Raw genomic sequence first — 17,313 nt, forward strand, 5'->3', positions numbered from 1 at the left:
CGCACCCTCCGCGGCCGTCCGTCACACCCGTTACAGCGCCTTCGCCGACGTCTTCGCCTCGATGCGGTTCAGCACGACGACCTTGCCCCCGGAGTCCTTGGCCGGCACCTCGACGGTCTGGCCCGACACGGTGGTGAAGGTCATCTTGTTGGTCTTCTTCGCGGGGCCCTGCACGATGCCCTGGAGGCTCGGCGGCACCTTGATCGTCAAGCCCTCGGCGACCGTCTTCTGCTGGTGGTAGTAGGTCGAGAAGAACACCAGCGCCCCGCCGTCCTTCAGCCGCAGCGCCACCGGCGGGAAGGCCGCGGGCCGGTCCTGCCACTGGATGTGGGCGCCCAGCTGGTCGGCGTCCCTGGCCCGGGTCGCGCGCCAGCCGTCGGTGTTCCGGCCGGGCGCGAACAGCTCGCCCTTGCCGGTGTTGAGGTAGTCGGCGTACCGCTGGCTCAGCTTGCCGGGCGCCACCGCCAGACCGGACGGGGAACCGGCCGGCACCGCCTCGGCGTAGCCGTCCTTGTCCGTCTTGAACTGCGGTGCCGCATTGCCGGCGAACGTCGCCAGATACACCGCACGCCACTTGGCGTCGATGCCGTCCCGGCTGAACACCAGGTACCAGCGGCTGTTCTTGCGGTTGCTGACGGCGTCCGCGACGAAGTACTTCGGCCAGCCCGCCTGCTTGGGCACCGTGAAGTGCGCGTCCTTGAACGTCAGCGGGGTGAAGTTCGGGTTGCCCTGCGGCCGGACGGCGTGCGCGGCCTTGATGCCCGCCTGGTCGATGGCCAGCAGCGCCCCCGACTCGTACGAGGGGTTCACCGAGGGATCGAGCCGGCTGTTGGCCTTGTTGAAGCCCTCGGCGAAGCGCTGGAGCGCCTTGGCGCCCTCAGCCTCCGTCACCGCCGGCAGCTTCACCCTTTCGCCGTGCACCGTCATGCACCCGCTCAGTATCACCAGCGCCGCCGCTGCCGACGTCAGTGTTGCGGGCACCCGGAACGGCGACCTGCGTGTCATGGGGCTCGGGCTCCTTCGGGGCGACCGGGGCGGACGGGGAGGCCGCCGGGGTGGCACGATTCGGCGCAACCCTACCGGGGGCGAGGAAGAGGGCGAGAGTGGGGATCAGATACAGAGCCCACACCGTGACCTGAAGGACGGTCGGATCCGGCTGGAAGTTGAAGATGCCCTTCAGGAGCGTGCCGTACCAGCTGTCGGCGGGGAGCTGCTCGCTGATGTCGAACGCCCGCTGGTGCAGGCCCGGCAGGAACTCCGCCTCCTGCAGATCGTGGAAGCCGTACGCCAGCACGCCCGCCGCCACGACCACCAGCATCCCGCCGGTCCAGGTGAAGAACTTCGCCAGGTTGATCCGCACCGCACCGCGGTAGAACAGCCAGCCCAGCACGACCGCCGTCAGCAGGCCCAGCAGCGCGCCGATCAGCGGACGTACGCCGTCCTGCGCGGACTGCGCGGCGGTCCACACGAACAGGGCAGTCTCCAGCCCCTCGCGGCCCACCGACAGGAACGCGGTGATCACCAGCGCCGTGGTGCCCAGGGACAGCGCCGCGTCCAGCTTGCCGTGCAGCTCCTGCTTCAGATGCCGCGCGGTGCGCCGCATCCAGAAGACCATCCACGTCACCAGGCACACCGCGATGATCGACAGGGAGCCGCCGAGGGCCTCCTGCGCCGTGAACGTCAGCGTCTGCGAGCCGAACTGGAGCGCCGCGCCGAAGGCGAACGACAGCACAACGGCCAGCGTGATGCCGATCCAGACCGGCCGCAGCGCCTCCCGCCGGCCGGTCTTGACCAGATAGGCGATGAGGATGCACACGACGAGACTGGCTTCCAGCCCCTCGCGCAGTCCGATCAGGTAGTTGCCGAACACGTCGGTCCCTTTCCTTCCTTCATGGCGTCTTCCACGGTGTCGGCAACCTCAGGCGAACAGTGCCCGGCCCCACCAGTCGTCCGCGTTCCGGACGCCCGGCGGTACCGCGAAGACCGCTGAACCCACGTGCTGGATGTACTCGTTGAGCGCGTCGTTACGCGCCAGATTCCGCTGCAACGGTACGAAGCCGTCACGGACGTCGCGCTGGTAGGCGAGGAAGAACAGTCCGGCGTCCAGCCGTCCCAGACCGTCGGTGCCGTCGGTGAAGGAGTAGCCGCGCCGCAGGATGCGCGCCCCGCCGTTGGAGTCCGGGTGCGCGAGCCGCACGTGCGCGGTCGGCAGCATCGACTTCAGATGCGGCTCGTCCCGCTCGTGCTTCCTGCCGACCGCAGCGCCCTCGCCCTTGTCCCGGCCGAAGATCTCCTCCTGCTCCTTGAGCGGAGTGCGGTCCCAGGTCTCGATGCGCATCCGGATCCGGCGGGCAACCAGGTACGAACCGCCGGCCATCCAGCCCGCGTCGGGTTTCTCGCCCACCCACACGTGCTCGGCGAGGGCCGCGTCGTCGGTCCCCGCGATGTTGCGGGTGCCGTCCTTGAAGCCGAACATGTTGCGCGGCGTGTGCGCGTCGGGGGTGGTCGATGAGGTCTTGCCGAAGCCGAGCTGCGACCAGCGGATCGCGACCTTGCCGAAGCCGATGCGGGCCAGGTTGCGGATCGCGTGCACCGCGACCTGCGGGTCGTCCGCGCATGCCTGCACACACAGATCACCGTCGCTGCGGGTCCGGTCGAGGTTGTCGCCGGGGAACTTCGGGAGCTCGATCAGCGCTTCGGGCCGCCGGGCGGCGAGCCCGAACCGCTCCTTGCCGTCCTTCTCGAAGAGGGAGGGGCCGATCCCGAACGTCAGGGTGAGCCGGGACGGCGGCAGACCGAGCGCCTCACCGGTGTCGTCCGGCGGCGCCTCGGCGAGCCCGCCGACCGCCCCGTCACCGACCGCGTCCCCCGCCGTCATCCGCGCCGCGGCCTTCGTCCACTCCTTGAGCAGCGCGATCAGCTCCTCGCGGTCGTCGGTGGTGACATCGAACGCGGCGAAGTGCAGCCGGTCCTGGACGGCGGTGGCGATCCCGGCCTGGTGCCGGCCGTGGAAGGGCACCGCGGCGCCCGCGGTCGCGTCCGCCGCGGCCGGCTGGGCGTCGCTGCCGGTGCGCAGCGCCGCTGCCGTGCCGCCGGCCGCGACCGCGCCGAGCGCCAGCCCCGCGCCGCCCCATCCCAGCAGCGCGCGCCGGGACGGCGTGCGGCCGCCGGGGGCGGCCGCCGGGTCGTCCTTCGCGCCGGCGCCTGCGGTGCCCGTCGCCGGGGCGTCCGCCGTCTCCTGTCGCTGACCGTCCGTCGTCATCGTGACTCCCTGCTCCGCGATGGACTACTTGTCGGTCGCCACGGCGGCGGCCAGCTTCGACAGCGGCTCGGCCAGCGCGCTGACGCCGTCGGAGAGTTCCTTCTTCTCGCCCTTGTCGACGGTGTCGTACGAGACGAAGCCGTCACCCTCGCGGTAGGCGTCCAACTGCTTGTCGATCGCCGTGAACTGCTTGTCCAGTTCCTTGGCCAGCGCCGCGTCGTTCTTCGCCGCGACCGGCTTGAGCAGCTCGTACGCCTTGCGCGCGCCGTCCACGTTGGCCTGGAAGTCGACCAGGTCGGTGTGGCTGTAGCGCTCCTCCTCACCGGTGACCTTGCCGGTGTAGACCTCGTCGAGCAGCTCCTTGGCGCCGTTGGCCATGCTGGTCGGGGTGATCTCGGCCTTGCCGACCCGCTTCTGCCAGTCCTTGAGGTCGCTGATCAGCCGGTCGGCGAGCTCGGTGTCGGCGGCGGAGAGCTTCTCGGTCTCCCACAGCGACTGCTCCAGCTTGTGCCAGCCGGTCCACTTCTGGCCGTCCTCCAGGCCGTCCTCGCGGACGTCGACCTTGGGGTCGATGTCGCCGAAGGACTCGGCGACCGGTTCGGTGCGCTCCCAGCCGATGCGGGAGACGGCGTACGCCTTCTTCGCGGCTGCGATGTCGCCCGCCTTCACGGCGTCGGCGAACTTCTCGGCCTTGGGCAGCGTCTCGTCCGCCTGCTCCTGGACGTAACGCCGGTAGGCGGCGACCGCGGCGTCCAGCCGGGGGTCGCGCTTCGCGGTCGCGCCCTTGCCGCTCGCCGTGACCTTCTGACGGATGCCGTCGCCCTTCATGCCGGGCTTGCAGGCGATCTGGTACGAGCCGGCCTTGATCTCGGCGGTGATCTCGGCCCGGGTGCCGGGGCCGATGTTCTCCCGCTCGGTGACGATCCGGTCGCCCGGGGCGTAGACGTAGACCTCGGTGACCTTGGAGCCCTTGTTCTGCACCGCGAACCGGACGTGACCTGCGGGGAACTCCTTCGCGGAGACCTCGCAGCCGGTGTCGGTGGCCGTCACCTCGATCGCACCCTTGCCGCCGCCCTTGGCGTCGCTCTTCTCGGCGCAGCCGGCGACGGCGGTGAGGGTCGTGGCCACGGCGATCGCGGCAACGGCGGAGGAGCGGAGGGCTCGCATGTGGGGCTCCAGGCGGGTCTGTCGGTGCGGGAACGGGGGACTACGCCACTAAGGCGGCCCTAACTTATCCGAGGCTTACCTGAATGCTTCCCCCCGTGTCCAGTGATTCGGCTCTCATGAGCTACGACTCGGTCACGGTCCGACAGGGGGTCTGTCAAGGGACCTTCAAGGACTGGTCAAGGCGGGCGGGGGAGGGGGCCCGCGCGCGGCGGCCGGTACGTACGGCGCCCGTACGAGGCGATCAGCCGTTCCGAGGCGAACAGGTTCCGCCCGGCAGCCGTGCCGTCCCGCGCCTCCGTGGCGTCCACGGCTCCGGTGAACGGGCTCCGCCGGGCGGTGCCGCGTCCCGGATTCCCTTACGGGGACGTGCTGTTGAATGGACGGGTGATCGGATGCGATGGCCGGAAGCTCGAACTGGATGTGCTGCGCGTGTTCTGCGGGCCGGGCGGGACGGGCGGCAACCCACTGGGAGTGGTGCGCGACGGCGCGGCCGTCCCCGACCGTGCGGCGCGTGCCGCGCTGGCCGCCGAACTCGGCTTCAGTGAAACCGTCTTCCTGGACGACGAGACGCGCGGCACCGTCGACATCCACACGCCGAGCGTCCGCCTCCCCTTCGCCGGCCATCCGCTCGTCGGGCTGGCCTGGCTGCTGCGCAGCCTCGGCCGGCCGCCTCGCATGCTGCGGCCCCCGGCCGGCGACGTCCCGGTGACCTTCGACGAGGAGTTCACCTGGGTGTGCGGCCGCGCGGAGTGGGTGCCCGGCCGCAGGACCGAGCAGTACGCGTCGGTGGCCGAGGTCGACGCGCTGCCGGCGCCGCCGCCGGGGGAGGGCTGGCTCTACGCCTGGGCCTGGCAGGACGAGGCGGCGGGAGTGGTCCGTGCGCGGGCCTTCCCGCGCCGCGGCGACGGCATCGTCGAGGACGAGGCCACCGGCGCGGCCGCGCTGCTGCTGACGCATGAGCTGGGGCGCGCGCTGGACGTGCGCCAGGGCATCGGATCGCAGATCCTCACCCGCCCTCATCCGGACGGCGCGATCGCGGTCGGTGGGCGGGTGCGCGCCGATACGCCGTAGTGCGCCGGCTGCGGGCACCCGCCCGTGACCCGTCCGTCAGGCAGTCAGCGGGAACTCTTCGCCCAGCTCGCGGAAGACCTCGCCGTTCAGCGTGAAGGCCCGCTTGCACTCGTCGACCACGCGCTGCTTCTCCAGGTCGTCGACCGGCAGGGCGTCCAGCAGCTCGCGGTAGTGACGCTTGAAGGCGGCCGGGTTGGCGATGTCCTCGAAGACGTAGAACCGCACCCCGTCGCCCTTGCGCGCGAAGCCCCAGGTCTTCTCGGCAGTGCCGCGGATGATCTGGCCGCCGGAGAGGTCGCCGAGGTAGCGGGTGTAGTGGTGGGCGACATAGCCGGCCGGCCAGTCGCGGGCGCAGCGCGACACCCGCTCGGCATACGCGGCGGTGGCCGGCAGCGGCTCCAGGCCCGCGCGCCAGGACGGCCCGCCCAGGTGGGCGAGGTCGCGCTCCAGCTGGGCGGTGCGGGCCAGCTCCGGGCGGATGAAGGGACCCGCGACGGGGTCGTCGGTGAGCGCGTCGGAGGCGTCCTCCAGCGCGCGGTAGACGAACCACAGCTGTTCGGTGTAGCGGCGGTAGGCGCTGACGCCGAGTTTGCCGCCGAGGAGGTCGCTCATGAAGGAGGAGTTCTCGGCCTCGGTGTGCTGCGCGTGCGAGGCGGTGCGGATGACCGTCGAGAACGGAGCGGACGGGGTCGGGCTGGGGGCTTCCAAGGCGGACCTCCGGGAACCGAGGGGGGCGGACGGGAACGGTTCATCGCCGCTGGGACCCAGCAAACTACTTAGGCTTACCTAAGTCAACCGGTTCCCGACGCCCTGTCGGTAAAACCCTACCCCCGCCGGGGATCAGGGAAGCGTGAGAATTTCCGCCCCGGTCTCCGTCACCACCAGGGTGTGCTCGAACTGCGCGGTGCGCTTGCGGTCCTTGGTCACGACCGTCCAGCCGTCGTCCCACATGTCGTAGTCGTAGGACCCCAGCGTCAGCATCGGCTCGATCGTGAAGGTCATGCCGGGCTGGATGTCGGTGGTGTGGTGCGGGCTGTCGTAGTGCGGAACGATCAGGCCGGAGTGGAACGACGAGTTGATGCCGTGGCCGGTGAAGTCACGGACCACGCCGTAGCCGAACCGCTTGGCGTAGGACTCGATGACCCGGCCGATGATGTTGATCTGCCGGCCCGGCTTGACGGCCTTGATCGCGCGGTGGAGCGCCTCGCGGGTGCGCTCGACCAGCAGCTTGGACTCCTCGTCCACGTTGCCGCACAGGTAGGTGGCGTTGTTGTCGCCGTGCACACCGTTGATGTAGGCGGTGACGTCGAGGTTCACGATGTCGCCGTCCTGGAGGACGGTCGAGTCCGGGATGCCGTGGCAGATGACCTCGTTGAGCGAGGAACACAGGGACTTGGGGAAGCCGCGGTAGCCGAGCGTCGAGGGGTAGGCGCCGTGGTCGCACATGAACTCATGGGCCACCCGGTCCAGTTCATCGGTCGTCACGCCCGGCTCGATGAGCTTGGCGGCCTCCTCCATCGCCTGCGCGGCGATCCGGCCGGCGATCCGCATCCGCTCGATCGTCTCGGCGTCCTGCACCTCGGGCCCCTTGTAAGGGGTCGGCGCGGCCTTCCCGACGTACTCGGGGCGGGGGATCGAGGAGGGCACGGGGCGGGTGGGGGAGATGGTCCCCGGGACAAGAAGCGACTGGCCAGACATGACAACGAGTGTATCCGCGGGGCTTCGGGCAGGATGGCGGCACGGGAGTTACCCAGAGGAGGCGGTAATGGCGCTGTTCAAGAGGCGTACGGTCGGCAAAACCGGCGAGTGGTACTACTGCCTCAAGCACGGAACGGTCGAGGAGGGCCCCGAATGCCGGGCAGCCGACCGCTTCGGCCCCTACGACAGCCGCGAGGAGGCCGCGCACGCCATGGAGACGGCCCGCGAGCGCAACCTGGAGTGGGAGAACGACCCCAAGTGGCATGACAAGGCCAAGGGGGACGAGGGGGACGCGACCTAGGCCCCCCGGGGCCAAGGGGCGGCATTCGCTGGGCGCCCGCCCTACGGCCCCTGGCCGTCCGGCGTCAGGACGGCGCCGGGTCCGGGTCGGGCTCCGGCGCGCCGGTCCGCCCGGGGGCGCCGTCCTCGGCCGCCCGACGCTCTCGCATCCGCCGCGCGTGCTCGTCGGTCCTGGCGTCGTACGCCATCAGCTTCGGCAGGGCCAGCGCCAGCAGCCCGACGGCCACGAAGCACAGCACCCCGCCCGCCCAGACCGACGTCCGTACGGTCGTCAGGGCCGCCATCCCGCCGACCCGGACCTGGCCCAGCTGCGGGCCCACGGAGTACGACAGCAGCTCGATGCCGGCCAGCCGGCCCCGCAGCTCGTCGGGGATCGTCTGATTCCACATCGCCGAGCGGAAGATGCCGCTGATCATGTCGCAGGAGCCGGCCAGCGTCAGGAACAGCAGCACCAGCCGGACGTCGTGCATCTGCCCGGCGGCGGTGATCGCCAGCCCCCACCCGGCGGCCGCCAGCACGACCGCACGGCCCTGCCGCTGGACGCGCGACGTCCAGCCGCTGGTCAGGCTCACCAGGAAGGACCCCGCGGGCAACGCCGCATACATCAGCCCGAGTGCCCAGGGGGCGTCCAGGTCGTCCGCGAGGAAGGGGAAGATCGCGAGCGGGAAGGCGAACACCATCGCCGTGAGATCGACGGCGTAGGTGCCCAGCAGCTCCTTACGGCTCCAGGCGTAGCGCGCGCCCTCGGCGATACCGCGCAGCGACGGCTTCCTGGCGTCGTGCGAGGCGGGCGACGGGCGCAGCTTCAGTCCGAGCAGCACCGACGCGGCGTACGTCACGACATCGATCCCGTACGCCCAGCGCACCCCGGCGTAGGCGACCAGCCCGCCCGCCAGCGCCGGTCCCGCGATGGCGCCGACCTGCCAGCGCAGTGCGTTCAGCGCTGCGGCCGCGGCGAGCTGCTCGCGCGCGACGATGCGGGGGACGATCGCGTCCAGTGCGGGGCGCTGCAGACCGGTCAGCGCGCTGGATGCCGCGGTGATCACGTACAGCGGCCACACCATCGGGTCCGGCAGCAGGCTGTTGAGCAGCAGCAGGACCGCCAGCGCGCCGAGCGCGGCCTCGGTCCTGACGATGAGCCGGCGCCGGTCCACGGCGTCGGCGAGCGCGCCGCCGTAGAGGCCGCAGACGATGAGCGGCACGATCTCGACGGCGCCCAGCGACCCGACCGCGAGAGTGGAGTCGGTCAGCTCCTTGAGCTGCAACGGCACCGCGACGAAGGTCAGGAAGCTGCCGAAGACGGTGATCGCGCCCGCCCACCACATCAGCCGGAAGTCGCGGGAGGAGCGCCAGGGCGCCAGGTCCGGCAGCAGAGCGGCCGCGCGACGGCGGGACGGTGGGGGAGGGGCGGAGGTCACGACGCACCATCGTCCGCGCGGGTGCCGGGCGGCGCAAAGCATTTTGCGGTGGCCGGGCCGTGGGTGGCCGGGGGAGATCGGCCAGGGCCGTCACCAGCGTGGTGGCGGGGGCGAGGTCAGCTCCTCGGCGAGCCGGGTGAGCCGGTCGCGGAAGCGGCGGTGCCGGCGCGGCGCGGGCACGCCGTTCTCCCCGGCGGCCGCGCTCACCAGATGCTGGAGGGTGTCGAGGTCGAGGTCCTGGGCCACCTCGGCGTCGTTGACGTCACCGGACGCTGCCGGCGGCGCGGCGAGGGCGTCGTGGGCCAGGGCGCGCAGATCGCGGTCGCCGGCGTCCAGGGCGAGGACCGTCGCGCCGTTGCGCCGGGCGTCGTGCACCCGCTCCAGCAGCTCGGCCCCCGGCTGCTCCGGGGTGACCACCAGCAGGGTCTCGCCGCGTCCCGCCGCCTCCAGCCTGCCCAGCCCGACCGACAGGTGGGCCGGCCGGCCGCTGGGGACGCGGTGCCGCACGAGTGTCGGCGAAAGCTCCGGAAGGCCGGACCAGGCGGCCTCGTCGTCCAGATGTGCGGCCAGGTGCCAGGGCTCGTAGGCGGCGCTGCCGACCAGCAGCAACCCACCGCCGTGCGGCGCGACGGAGGCACGCAGCGATCCCGCGAAGTGGCGGGTGGCCTGGACCCACTCGGTTCCGGCGAGGACCTCACGCAGCAGGGCGACCCGTACGGCATCCATGGCCCGGCATCCTGCCGCAGCGCGCCGCCTCGCGGGAGGTGGTTCCCTTGCTGTCACCCGTACGGGACCTGGCTCCGGCGGCAGTTGAGCGGTGAGCGGGGGCGAGCTACGGGTCCGCCCGGGTCACCGGACCGGCGGCAGTCCCGCGGCGGTGAGCAGGCGCGCGACCTCGGCGACAGGCCCCTCGCTCAGCGGGAGCTGTGGGAAGGCGGTGTCTCCCCGCTCGATCACGCCGAGGAGCCGAAGGGCGGCCTTGAAGGCGCCGAGCGCCGAGGAGCTGCGGCCCATCTCCGAATCAGGACCGGCCTCGACCATGGCGAACAGGGCCACCAGCCGCTCCTGTTCCGCGGCGGCACGCTCCCAGTCCCCGGCCCGCGCGGCGTCGTAGAGGCGTACGTAGCCCGCCGGGTCGACATTGCCGATCCCCGGGACGACGCCGTCGGCGCCCGCCAACAGGGCCGCGTCCACGGTCAGTTCGGAACCGGTGAGGACGGCGAAGCCCGGCGCCCGGCCGGTGCGGCGGCCGGTGCGGCCACCGAGGGCGACGATCAGGCGGCGCAGCGCGCCCTCGTCGCCGCTGCTGTCCTTGACCCCGGCGAGCGTGCCGTCCGCGGCCAGTTCGTGCACCAGCTCTGTGGACAGCTTGCTGTGCACAGCGACGGGAATGTCGTAGGCGAACAGCGGCAGGTCCACCGTCGCGCGGATGTGGCGGAAGTGCGCGGCGATCTCCCGCGGGTGGGTGCGGGTGTAGAACGGCGCGGTGACCACCAGGGCGTCGGCGCCCAGGGCGGCGGCGGTACCGGCCTGGGCCACGGCCCGCGAGGTGGTGGTGTCGATGGCGCCGGCGAGCACCGGCACCCGGCCCGCGGCGGCTTTCACCACGGTCTCCAGGGCGAGGGCGCGCCGGGCGTCGGTGAGGTAGGCGACCTCGCTGGTGGAGCCGAGCGCGAACAGCCCGTGCACCCCGCCGTCCAGGAGGTGGTGCACCAGGCGTGTCAGGGAGGCGGTGTCCACCTCGCCGCGCGCGTCGAGCGGGGTGCAGACCGGCGGGATGACGCCGTGCAGCGGTGCGGGCAGTGGCATGGGCGCTCCAGCGGCCGTGCGGCGGCCGGGCGGGAAGCCACCGCGAGACGTGGGACATGGGATGTCCGGTGTCGACGCCACAATAGACGCGGGCGCGGTCCGCCGGTCAACGGTGCGCCGGTACGGCGGCGGTACGTCACCGGTCCGGGGGCACGTCACCGCTCCTGCCCGACGTCAACGGGCGGGCGCACGGCATCGGCCTGCCCGTACGCCGCGTCCCTGGCGCGAGTCCCGCCGGAACCGGGTCTTCATCGCGATGCCGGCCGCCGTTCACCGGTCGGAAAAGGGGCCATGTCGGGTGTCTTGACGGTCAGTTGGGCGCTCTCTAAGGTCACGAAACAGGACAAGGGACGTCCTACGTCCGGCCGTTGGGGGTGACCCGTGGCGTACGAGAGTTCAGTGCCGTACCGGGCCGGGACCGAGGGATATGCGAGCTTTCGCATCCCGGCCGTCGTCCGGTCCCGCTCCGGGGCCGTCCTCGCCTTCGCGGAGGGGCGGGTCTCCTCGGCCGCCGACTCCGGCGACATCGACATCGTCCTCAAACGCTCCGCCGACGGCGGTCGTACCTGGGGCCCGCTCCAGGTCGTCGCCCGCAACGGCAGCGGCACCGCGGGCAATCCGGCGCCGCTGGTCCTGGCCGGTGGGCGGGTGCTGCTGCTCCAGGTCCACAACGCCGCCGACGCCACCGAGGACCGCATCCGGCGCGGGCAGGTCTCCGCGGCCGACGGCCGCAGGGTGTGGCTCCAGCACAGCGACGACGAAGGCACGACCTGGAGCGCGCCGCGCGACCTCACCGACATGGCCAAGCGGCCGGACTGGCGGTGGTACGCCACCGGGCCCGGCCATGCGGTGCGGCTGCGCCGGGGCACGTACGCCGGCCGGCTGGTGGTTCCCGCCAACCACTCCACCCCGCCCGAGGACCCCGCTCACACCGGCGTCGAACCCCGCTACAACGGCGGCCACGCGCTGCTCAGCGACGACGACGGCGTCACCTGGCGGATCGGCTACACCGACAGCGACAGCCATCCCTCCGTCGCCCCCAACGAGACCACCGCGGCCGAACTCCCCGACGGCTGCCTCTACCTGAACACCCGCAACCAGTCCGGCGCGGCCTGGCACCGCGCCGACGCCGTGTCCACCGACGGCGGCGAGCATCTGCGCACGCCGTTCCGGCCGCAGGCGGGTCTCACCGGGCCGGTGGTCCACGGCAGCGTGCTGTACCTCGCCGAGCGCGACGAGCTGCTCTTCTGCGGGCCCGCCGAACCGGACGCCCGCGCCCTGATGACCGTCCGCGCCAGCCGGGACCGCGGTCTGACCTGGCGGGCACGGCACACCGTCTCCGGCCTCCCCGCCGCCTACTGCGACCTCGTCACCCTCGACCACGCGACCGTCGGGCTGCTCTACGAGACCGGCGACTTCAGCGCCTACTCGACGATCACCTTCCGCCGCATCCCCGTGGAGGAGCCCGCATGACCAGCAACGACATGCACCGCAGAACGGTCCTGGGCGGGGCTGCCGCTGCCGCCGCCGGGTTCGCGCTCGCCGGCTGCGGCGGCGGCGAGGGCGACGTGCCCCGTGAGCGCAAGAAGGGCCAGAAGATCACCCTGACCTTCTGGTCCTGGGTACCGGGCATCGACAAGCCCGTGGACCTGTGGAACCGCGAGAACCCCGAGGTGCAGGTCGCGGTCGAGAAGGTCTCCGCCGTCAACGGCCAGCAGTACGCGAAGATGCACGCCGCCATCAAGGCGGGCAACCCGCCGGACCTGGGGCAGATCGAATACCCCGTGGTCCCCGGCTTCCTGCTCGACGACGGCCTGCTGGACCTCGGCCCGCTCGGCGCCGCCCGCCACAAGGGCCGGTTCTCCGGCTGGCAGTGGCAGCAGTCCGTCTTCGGCAAGGGCGTCTACGCCATCCCCCAGGCATCCGGACCGATGGGCCTGTTCGTCCGCCAGGACCTCTTCGACAAGTGGGGCGTGCCGGTCCCGAAGACCTGGGACGACTACGAGAGTGCCGCCAGGGCGATCCGCGCGAAGGGCGCCTGGATCGAGACCTTCGCCCCCACCAACGGCAACCGCTTCGCCGGCCTGGCCTGGCAGGCGGGCGCCAAGTGGTACGCCACCGACGGCGACACCTGGATCGTGCACCTCGACGACGAACCCACCCGGAAGGTCGCCGACTACTGGGAGGCGCTGGTCAGGCGGAAGCTCGTCAAGACCATCCCGGACCGCCAGAACGCCTGGTACAAGGACGTGCAGACCGGGGCCGTCCCCGCCTGGATCGGGGCGAGTTGGGGCGACGCGCTGCTGGCCGGCAACGCACCGGGCACCAAGGGCGCCTGGCGGGCTGCGCCGATGCCGCAGTGGCGGGCCGGCGCGGACGCGCAGGCCAACTGGGGCGGCTCCACGACGGCCGTCTTCAAGAAGTCGCGGTACCCCGAGGACGCCCTCGACTTCGCCGTCTGGCTCAACACCGACCCGGAATCCATCGCGCTGCTGATCGACGGCGGCTACGGCTTCCCCAGCGCCAAGAAGGGCTACACCACCGCCGATCTCGACGTCCACAAGGAGTTCTTCGGCGGCCAGACCTACAGCAGGGTCTTCGCGGACGCGGGCGCGCACGTCGACACCAGCTGGCGGTGGGGGCCCGGCGTGGACACCCTCTACCAGCGGCTCGGCGACGCCTTCACCGACGCGCTCGCCGACGGCGGCTCCTTCCGCGCCGTACTGAAGAAGGTCCAGGCCCAGACCGTCTCCGACCTCAAGGGCAAGGGCCTGAAGGTGGAGAGCGGCGGATGAGCGGGTCCGACCGGGACACCCTGAGCCGGGCGGACACCGGCCCGCCGGCCCCGCGCGAGGCCGGCGCCCGGCCGCCACGCCGGTCCGCCCGCCGGCGCCGCCGCGGCCGTAGCGAAGCCCGCAACGCCCGTGTGGCCGCCGGGTTCGTGCTGCCCTTCCTGGCCCTCTTCGCCCTCTGCTTCGTCGCGCCCATCGTCTACGCCGTCCACCAGAGCCTGTACCGCACCGAGCGGACCGGACCGCTCGGCCTGGGCCGCGAACGCGAGGTGTTCACCGGCCTCGATCACTACGCCCACGCCCTCGCCGACGACCGCTTCCTCGCCGGCTTCGGCCGGGTGCTGCTCTTCGGCGCCGTGCAGATCCCGTTGATGATCGTCCTCGCCACCGTGCTGGCGCTGCTCCTGGAGAGCGCCGGCGCCCGCGGCGTCACCTTCTTCCGCAGCGCGTTCTTCCTGCCGTACGGCGTCCCCGGAGTGATCGCCTCGATCCTGTGGGGCTTCCTCTACGTCCCCGGCATCAGCCCGCTGGTCGAGATCGCCCGATCCGTCGGCTGGGACGTCGACTTCCTCTCCTCCGGCACCGTCCTGTGGTCCATCGCCAACATCGTCACCTGGCAGTTCACCGGCTACAACATGCTGGTGCTGATCGCCCAGCTCAAGTCCGTGCCCGCGGAGCTGTACGAGGCCGCGCGGATCGACGGCGCCAACGCCTGGCAGGTCGCCCGGCACATCAAGATCCCGCTGATCCGGCCCGCGCTCGTCCTGACCGGTGTCTTCAGCATCATCGGCACGCTCCAGCTGTTCGCAGAGCCGATGGTGCTGCGGCCCCTCGCCTCGGCCATCGACTCCGGGTTCACGCCCAACCTGCACGCCTACAGCGAGGCGTTCGTCGGCAACAACCAGCATGTGGCGGCGGCCGAGGCGGTGCTGCTCGCGCTCGTGGCGTGCGCACTCTCCTTCGGCTTCCTGCGGCTGGCCGGCGGGCGCGCCGAGGGGCGGCGATGACGCGCACCCCACTCCGCCACCGGATCCTCACCACCTCGCTGCTGACCGTCGCCGCGCTCTACTTCCTGATGCCGGTGTACTGGCTGACCGTCTCGGCCACCAAGAACAGCGCCGACCTCTTCGGCACCTTCGGCTTCTGGTTCGCCGACCCGCACCCCGTCGACCACCTCCTTGACGTCCTGACCTACGACGACGCCATCTACACCCGCTGGTTCGCCAACTCCCTGCTGTACGCCGGGATCGGCGCGGTCTGCGCGACCCTGCTGTCCGCCGCGGCCGGCTACGCGCTGGCCAAATTCCCCTTCCGCGGCCGGGAGGCGATCTTCAACGCGGTGCTCGCCGGCGTCCTCATTCCCGGCACCGCACTGGCCCTGCCGCTGTACTTCCTGTTCAGCTCCATGGGCCTGTCCAACACCTACTGGGCGGTGCTGATCCCGAGCGTGGTCAGCCCGTTCGGCGTCTACCTGTGCCGGATCTACGCGACCGCGGCGGTGCCGGACGCGCTCCTGGAAGCGGCCAGGCTCGACGGCGCGGGCGAGGCACGGATCTTCGCCGGTCTGGGTCTGCGGCTGATGACGCCGGCGCTGGTGACCGTCTTCCTGTTCCAGTTCGTGCACATCTGGAACAACTTCTTCCTGCCGCTGGTGATGCTCTCCGACTCCCGCCTCTACCCGATCCAGCTGGGCCTGACGTCCTGGACCGGCTACGCCGACCGCCAACCGGTGCTCTACCAGTACACGGTGGGCGGCGCTTTCCTGTCCGTCGTGCCGCTGATGGTGCTGATGACCGTGCTCCAGCGCTACTGGCGTACGGGGCTCACCGACGGCGGTGTGAAGGCGTGACAGTATCGCTGTCATGACTACTCCTGACGATGCGCAGTCCCCGAACGCCGCCACCCGCGCGAAGGCCGCCCTCAAGCGCGACCCGTGGGACCTCCCGGACGTCTCCGGCCTCGTGGTCGGCGTCCTCGGCGGCACCGGCGACCAGGGCCGCGGCCTGGCCTACCGGTTCGCCAAGGCAGGCCAGAAGGTGATCATCGGCTCCCGGGCCGCCGAGCGCGCGCAGGCCGCGGCGGCGGACCCCCAGCTGAGCAGCCTGGGTGTCGAGGGCGCGGACAACGCCGAATGCGCCCGGCGCAGCGATGTCGTGATCGTGGCCGTGCCCTGGGACGGCCACGCCAAGACCCTGGAAGCCCTGCGCGAGGAGCTGACCGGCAAGCTCGTCGTCGACTGCGTCAACCCGCTCGGCTTCGACCGCAAGGGCGCCTTCGCGATCAAGCCGGAGGAGGGCAGCGCCGCCGAGCAGGCCGCGGCTCTGCTCCCCGAGTCGCGGGTGACCGCCGCCTTCCACCACCTGTCCGCGGTGCTGCTGCAGGACCCGGAGATCGCGGAGATCGACACCGACGTGATGGTGCTGGGCGAGGCCCGCGCGGACACCGACCTCGTGCAGGCGCTGGCCGCGCGCATCCCCGGGATGCGCGGCGTCTTCGCCGGCCGGCTGCGCAACGCCCACCAGGTCGAGTCGCTGGTCGCCAACCTGATCTCGGTCAACCGCCGCTACAAGGCGCACGCGGGGCTGCGCGTCACGGACGTCTGAGCCGGGGCGCACCGGGCGGCAGCCGTCGCCGTACGTGCCCCGCGCGGGGCACGTACGGGCATGGGGGACACTGGGGAGGACCGCACCACTCCCGACAGGAGCCGACCTCCATGCCCTCCGCGCCCTCGACCCGCCCGGTCCCGCGACTCGCCCTCTGGGCCGTCGCGCTGTGCGTCCTCGCCGTCGCCGCGGCCGTTGTCTCCTTCGCCCAGGGCAGCTGGCTCGGCGTCGTCTGGATCCTGATGGCCGGCATCTCCAGCAACATGGCGTGGTTCTACTTCCGCAAGGCCAAGCTGGAGCGCGCGGTCCGCGCGGAAGAGCCCGCGCCCTCCGCCTGAGGAGACGCGGGCCCGGGACGCGGGCCGGGCCGTGCGCCCCCGCTCAGCCGATGCCGCTGACCGGCGGGATCTGCGGCTCGCCCTGCCAGAACCGGAAGAACTCCAGGCCCCAGTAGCTGTCCCAGTCGGTCACGCCCAGTGCGCGCAGGACGGCGTGGACCAGGTCGAAGAAGACGTCGTTGATCTCCGGTACCCACAGGAGCCCGAAGACCGCGAGGAGCCCGAACGGCGCGAAGGGCTCCACCTGGCGCCGCAGGTTGTGGGAGAGCCAGGGCTCGATCACGCCGTAGCCGTCCAGGCCCGGGACCGGCACGAAGTTCAAGATCGCCGCGGTCACCTGGAGCAGGGCGAGGAAGGCGAGTGCGTAGCGGAACGGGTCCGGGACGCCGTCGAGCTGATCCAGCCAGAACGGGGCGGAGACCACTGCCGCGAAGAGGATGTTCGTCAGCGGGCCGGCCGCCGAGATCAGGCTGTGCCGCCAGCGCCCCCGGATCCGGCCGTGCTCGATGAACACGGCGCCGCCCGGCAGGCCGATCCCGCCCATGATCACGAAGATCACCGGCAGCACGATGCTGAGCAGAGCGTGGGTGTACTTCACGGGGTTCAGCGTCAGATAGCCCTTGGCGCCGACCGAGATGTCGCCGCTGTGCAGCGCGGTGCGGGCGTGGGCGTATTCGTGCAGGCAGAGGGACACCACCCAGCCCGACACCACGAACAGGAAGACGGCGAAGCCGGTGCTGCCCGCGAGCTGCTCGCTCCAGACGGCCCACCCCGACACCGCCATCACGGCGACGAGCGCCAGAAAGACCGGGCTGACGCGGCGGTCGGCGCGCGCGATTGCTGTGGTCATGGTGC

Annotated in this window: 18 protein-coding genes; 8 read left to right on the forward strand and 10 right to left on the reverse strand. The window is 71.8% G+C overall.

The annotated features are described in order from the left end of the window. Nucleotides 1–30: 30 nt before the first annotated feature. From ACGFZW_RS07680 to efeO, 4 genes are read right to left on the reverse strand one after another with little or no spacing between them, the layout of a single operon-like run. The gene (locus tag ACGFZW_RS07680) at nucleotides 31–891 is read right to left on the reverse strand and encodes a hypothetical protein (RefSeq protein WP_393892121.1); all 861 of its coding nucleotides are present in this window, start codon (nucleotides 889–891) and stop codon (nucleotides 31–33) included. Next, the gene (efeU, locus tag ACGFZW_RS07685; protein ID WP_393892122.1) at nucleotides 878–1,870 is read right to left on the reverse strand and encodes an iron uptake transporter permease EfeU; all 993 of its coding nucleotides are present in this window, start codon (nucleotides 1,868–1,870) and stop codon (nucleotides 878–880) included. Before efeU ends, ACGFZW_RS07680 begins: the two co-directional genes overlap by 14 nt. 48 nt (nucleotides 1,871–1,918) lie before the next feature. Then, complete coding sequence (gene efeB / locus ACGFZW_RS07690; protein ID WP_393892123.1) at nucleotides 1,919–3,262, reverse strand: iron uptake transporter deferrochelatase/peroxidase subunit; 1,344 nt, start codon at nucleotides 3,260–3,262, stop codon at nucleotides 1,919–1,921. 24 nt (nucleotides 3,263–3,286) lie between these two features. After that, a complete protein-coding gene (efeO, locus tag ACGFZW_RS07695; RefSeq protein WP_393892124.1) occupies nucleotides 3,287–4,429 on the reverse strand; it encodes an iron uptake system protein EfeO in 1,143 nt (380 codons plus the stop codon). A gap of 387 nt (nucleotides 4,430–4,816) precedes the next feature. On the opposite strand from efeO, the gene ACGFZW_RS07700 reads away from it, so the two are divergent. Continuing rightward, nucleotides 4,817–5,500, forward strand: a complete 684-nt coding sequence (locus ACGFZW_RS07700; protein WP_393892370.1) for a PhzF family phenazine biosynthesis protein — start codon at nucleotides 4,817–4,819, stop codon at nucleotides 5,498–5,500. Between the two features lie 36 nt (nucleotides 5,501–5,536). Here ACGFZW_RS07700 and ACGFZW_RS07705 read toward each other — a convergent pair whose 3' ends face one another. Beyond that, nucleotides 5,537–6,208, reverse strand: a complete 672-nt coding sequence (locus ACGFZW_RS07705; protein WP_393892125.1) for a heme oxygenase (biliverdin-producing) — start codon at nucleotides 6,206–6,208, stop codon at nucleotides 5,537–5,539. A gap of 132 nt (nucleotides 6,209–6,340) precedes the next feature. After that, the gene (gene map, locus ACGFZW_RS07710) at nucleotides 6,341–7,198 is read right to left on the reverse strand and encodes a type I methionyl aminopeptidase (RefSeq protein WP_393892126.1); all 858 of its coding nucleotides are present in this window, start codon (nucleotides 7,196–7,198) and stop codon (nucleotides 6,341–6,343) included. 67 nt (nucleotides 7,199–7,265) lie between these two features. Here map and ACGFZW_RS07715 point away from each other — a divergent pair, with 67 nt between their 5' ends. Next, on the forward strand, nucleotides 7,266–7,499 hold the full coding sequence (locus ACGFZW_RS07715) for a hypothetical protein (RefSeq protein ID WP_393892127.1): 234 nt from the start codon (nucleotides 7,266–7,268) through the stop codon (nucleotides 7,497–7,499). A gap of 64 nt (nucleotides 7,500–7,563) precedes the next feature. On the opposite strand, the gene ACGFZW_RS07720 is transcribed toward ACGFZW_RS07715, so the two are convergent. From ACGFZW_RS07720 to ACGFZW_RS07730, 3 genes are all read right to left on the reverse strand, one after another. After that, the gene (locus tag ACGFZW_RS07720; RefSeq protein ID WP_393892128.1) at nucleotides 7,564–8,916 is read right to left on the reverse strand and encodes an MFS transporter; all 1,353 of its coding nucleotides are present in this window, start codon (nucleotides 8,914–8,916) and stop codon (nucleotides 7,564–7,566) included. Between the two features lie 90 nt (nucleotides 8,917–9,006). Next, nucleotides 9,007–9,642 (reverse strand): hypothetical protein, encoded by a 636-nt coding sequence (locus ACGFZW_RS07725; protein ID WP_393892129.1) that lies wholly within the window; start codon nucleotides 9,640–9,642, stop codon nucleotides 9,007–9,009. Nucleotides 9,643–9,765: 123 nt separating this feature from the next. Next, on the reverse strand, nucleotides 9,766–10,725 hold the full coding sequence (locus tag ACGFZW_RS07730) for a dihydrodipicolinate synthase family protein (RefSeq protein ID WP_393892130.1): 960 nt from the start codon (nucleotides 10,723–10,725) through the stop codon (nucleotides 9,766–9,768). 381 nt (nucleotides 10,726–11,106) lie between these two features. Here ACGFZW_RS07730 and ACGFZW_RS07735 point away from each other — a divergent pair, with 381 nt between their 5' ends. The 6 genes from ACGFZW_RS07735 to ACGFZW_RS07760 all read left to right on the forward strand — a co-directional run bounded on the left by ACGFZW_RS07735 (nucleotide 11,107) and on the right by ACGFZW_RS07760 (nucleotide 16,458). Beyond that, nucleotides 11,107–12,198: an exo-alpha-sialidase gene (locus ACGFZW_RS07735; RefSeq protein WP_393892131.1), complete on the forward strand. Its 1,092-nt coding sequence runs from the start codon at nucleotides 11,107–11,109 to the stop codon at nucleotides 12,196–12,198. Next, nucleotides 12,195–13,520 carry an ABC transporter substrate-binding protein gene (locus ACGFZW_RS07740; RefSeq protein WP_393892132.1) on the forward strand — a complete coding sequence of 442 codons (1,326 nt, stop codon included), beginning with the start codon at nucleotides 12,195–12,197 and terminating at the stop codon, nucleotides 13,518–13,520. The genes ACGFZW_RS07735 and ACGFZW_RS07740 overlap by 4 nt, the downstream gene beginning before the upstream one ends. Next, a complete protein-coding gene (locus tag ACGFZW_RS07745; protein WP_393892133.1) occupies nucleotides 13,517–14,524 on the forward strand; it encodes a carbohydrate ABC transporter permease in 1,008 nt (335 codons plus the stop codon). Before ACGFZW_RS07740 ends, ACGFZW_RS07745 begins: the two co-directional genes overlap by 4 nt. Beyond that, nucleotides 14,521–15,366 carry a carbohydrate ABC transporter permease gene (locus ACGFZW_RS07750; RefSeq protein WP_393892134.1) on the forward strand — a complete coding sequence of 282 codons (846 nt, stop codon included), beginning with the start codon at nucleotides 14,521–14,523 and terminating at the stop codon, nucleotides 15,364–15,366. Before ACGFZW_RS07745 ends, ACGFZW_RS07750 begins: the two co-directional genes overlap by 4 nt. A 13-nt stretch (nucleotides 15,367–15,379) precedes the next feature. Next, a complete protein-coding gene (npdG, locus tag ACGFZW_RS07755) occupies nucleotides 15,380–16,120 on the forward strand; it encodes an NADPH-dependent F420 reductase (RefSeq protein ID WP_393892135.1) in 741 nt (246 codons plus the stop codon). 110 nt (nucleotides 16,121–16,230) lie between these two features. Continuing rightward, a complete protein-coding gene (locus tag ACGFZW_RS07760; RefSeq protein WP_393892136.1) occupies nucleotides 16,231–16,458 on the forward strand; it encodes a hypothetical protein in 228 nt (75 codons plus the stop codon). Nucleotides 16,459–16,501: 43 nt separating this feature from the next. Here ACGFZW_RS07760 and ACGFZW_RS07765 read toward each other — a convergent pair whose 3' ends face one another. After that, on the reverse strand, nucleotides 16,502–17,308 hold the full coding sequence (locus ACGFZW_RS07765; protein WP_393892137.1) for a site-2 protease family protein: 807 nt from the start codon (nucleotides 17,306–17,308) through the stop codon (nucleotides 16,502–16,504). Nucleotides 17,309–17,313 lie beyond the last annotated feature (5 nt).

The sequence above is a fragment of the Streptomyces sp. NPDC048248 genome (assembly GCF_043201875.1).
GTDB lineage: Bacteria > Actinomycetota > Actinomycetes > Streptomycetales > Streptomycetaceae > Streptomyces.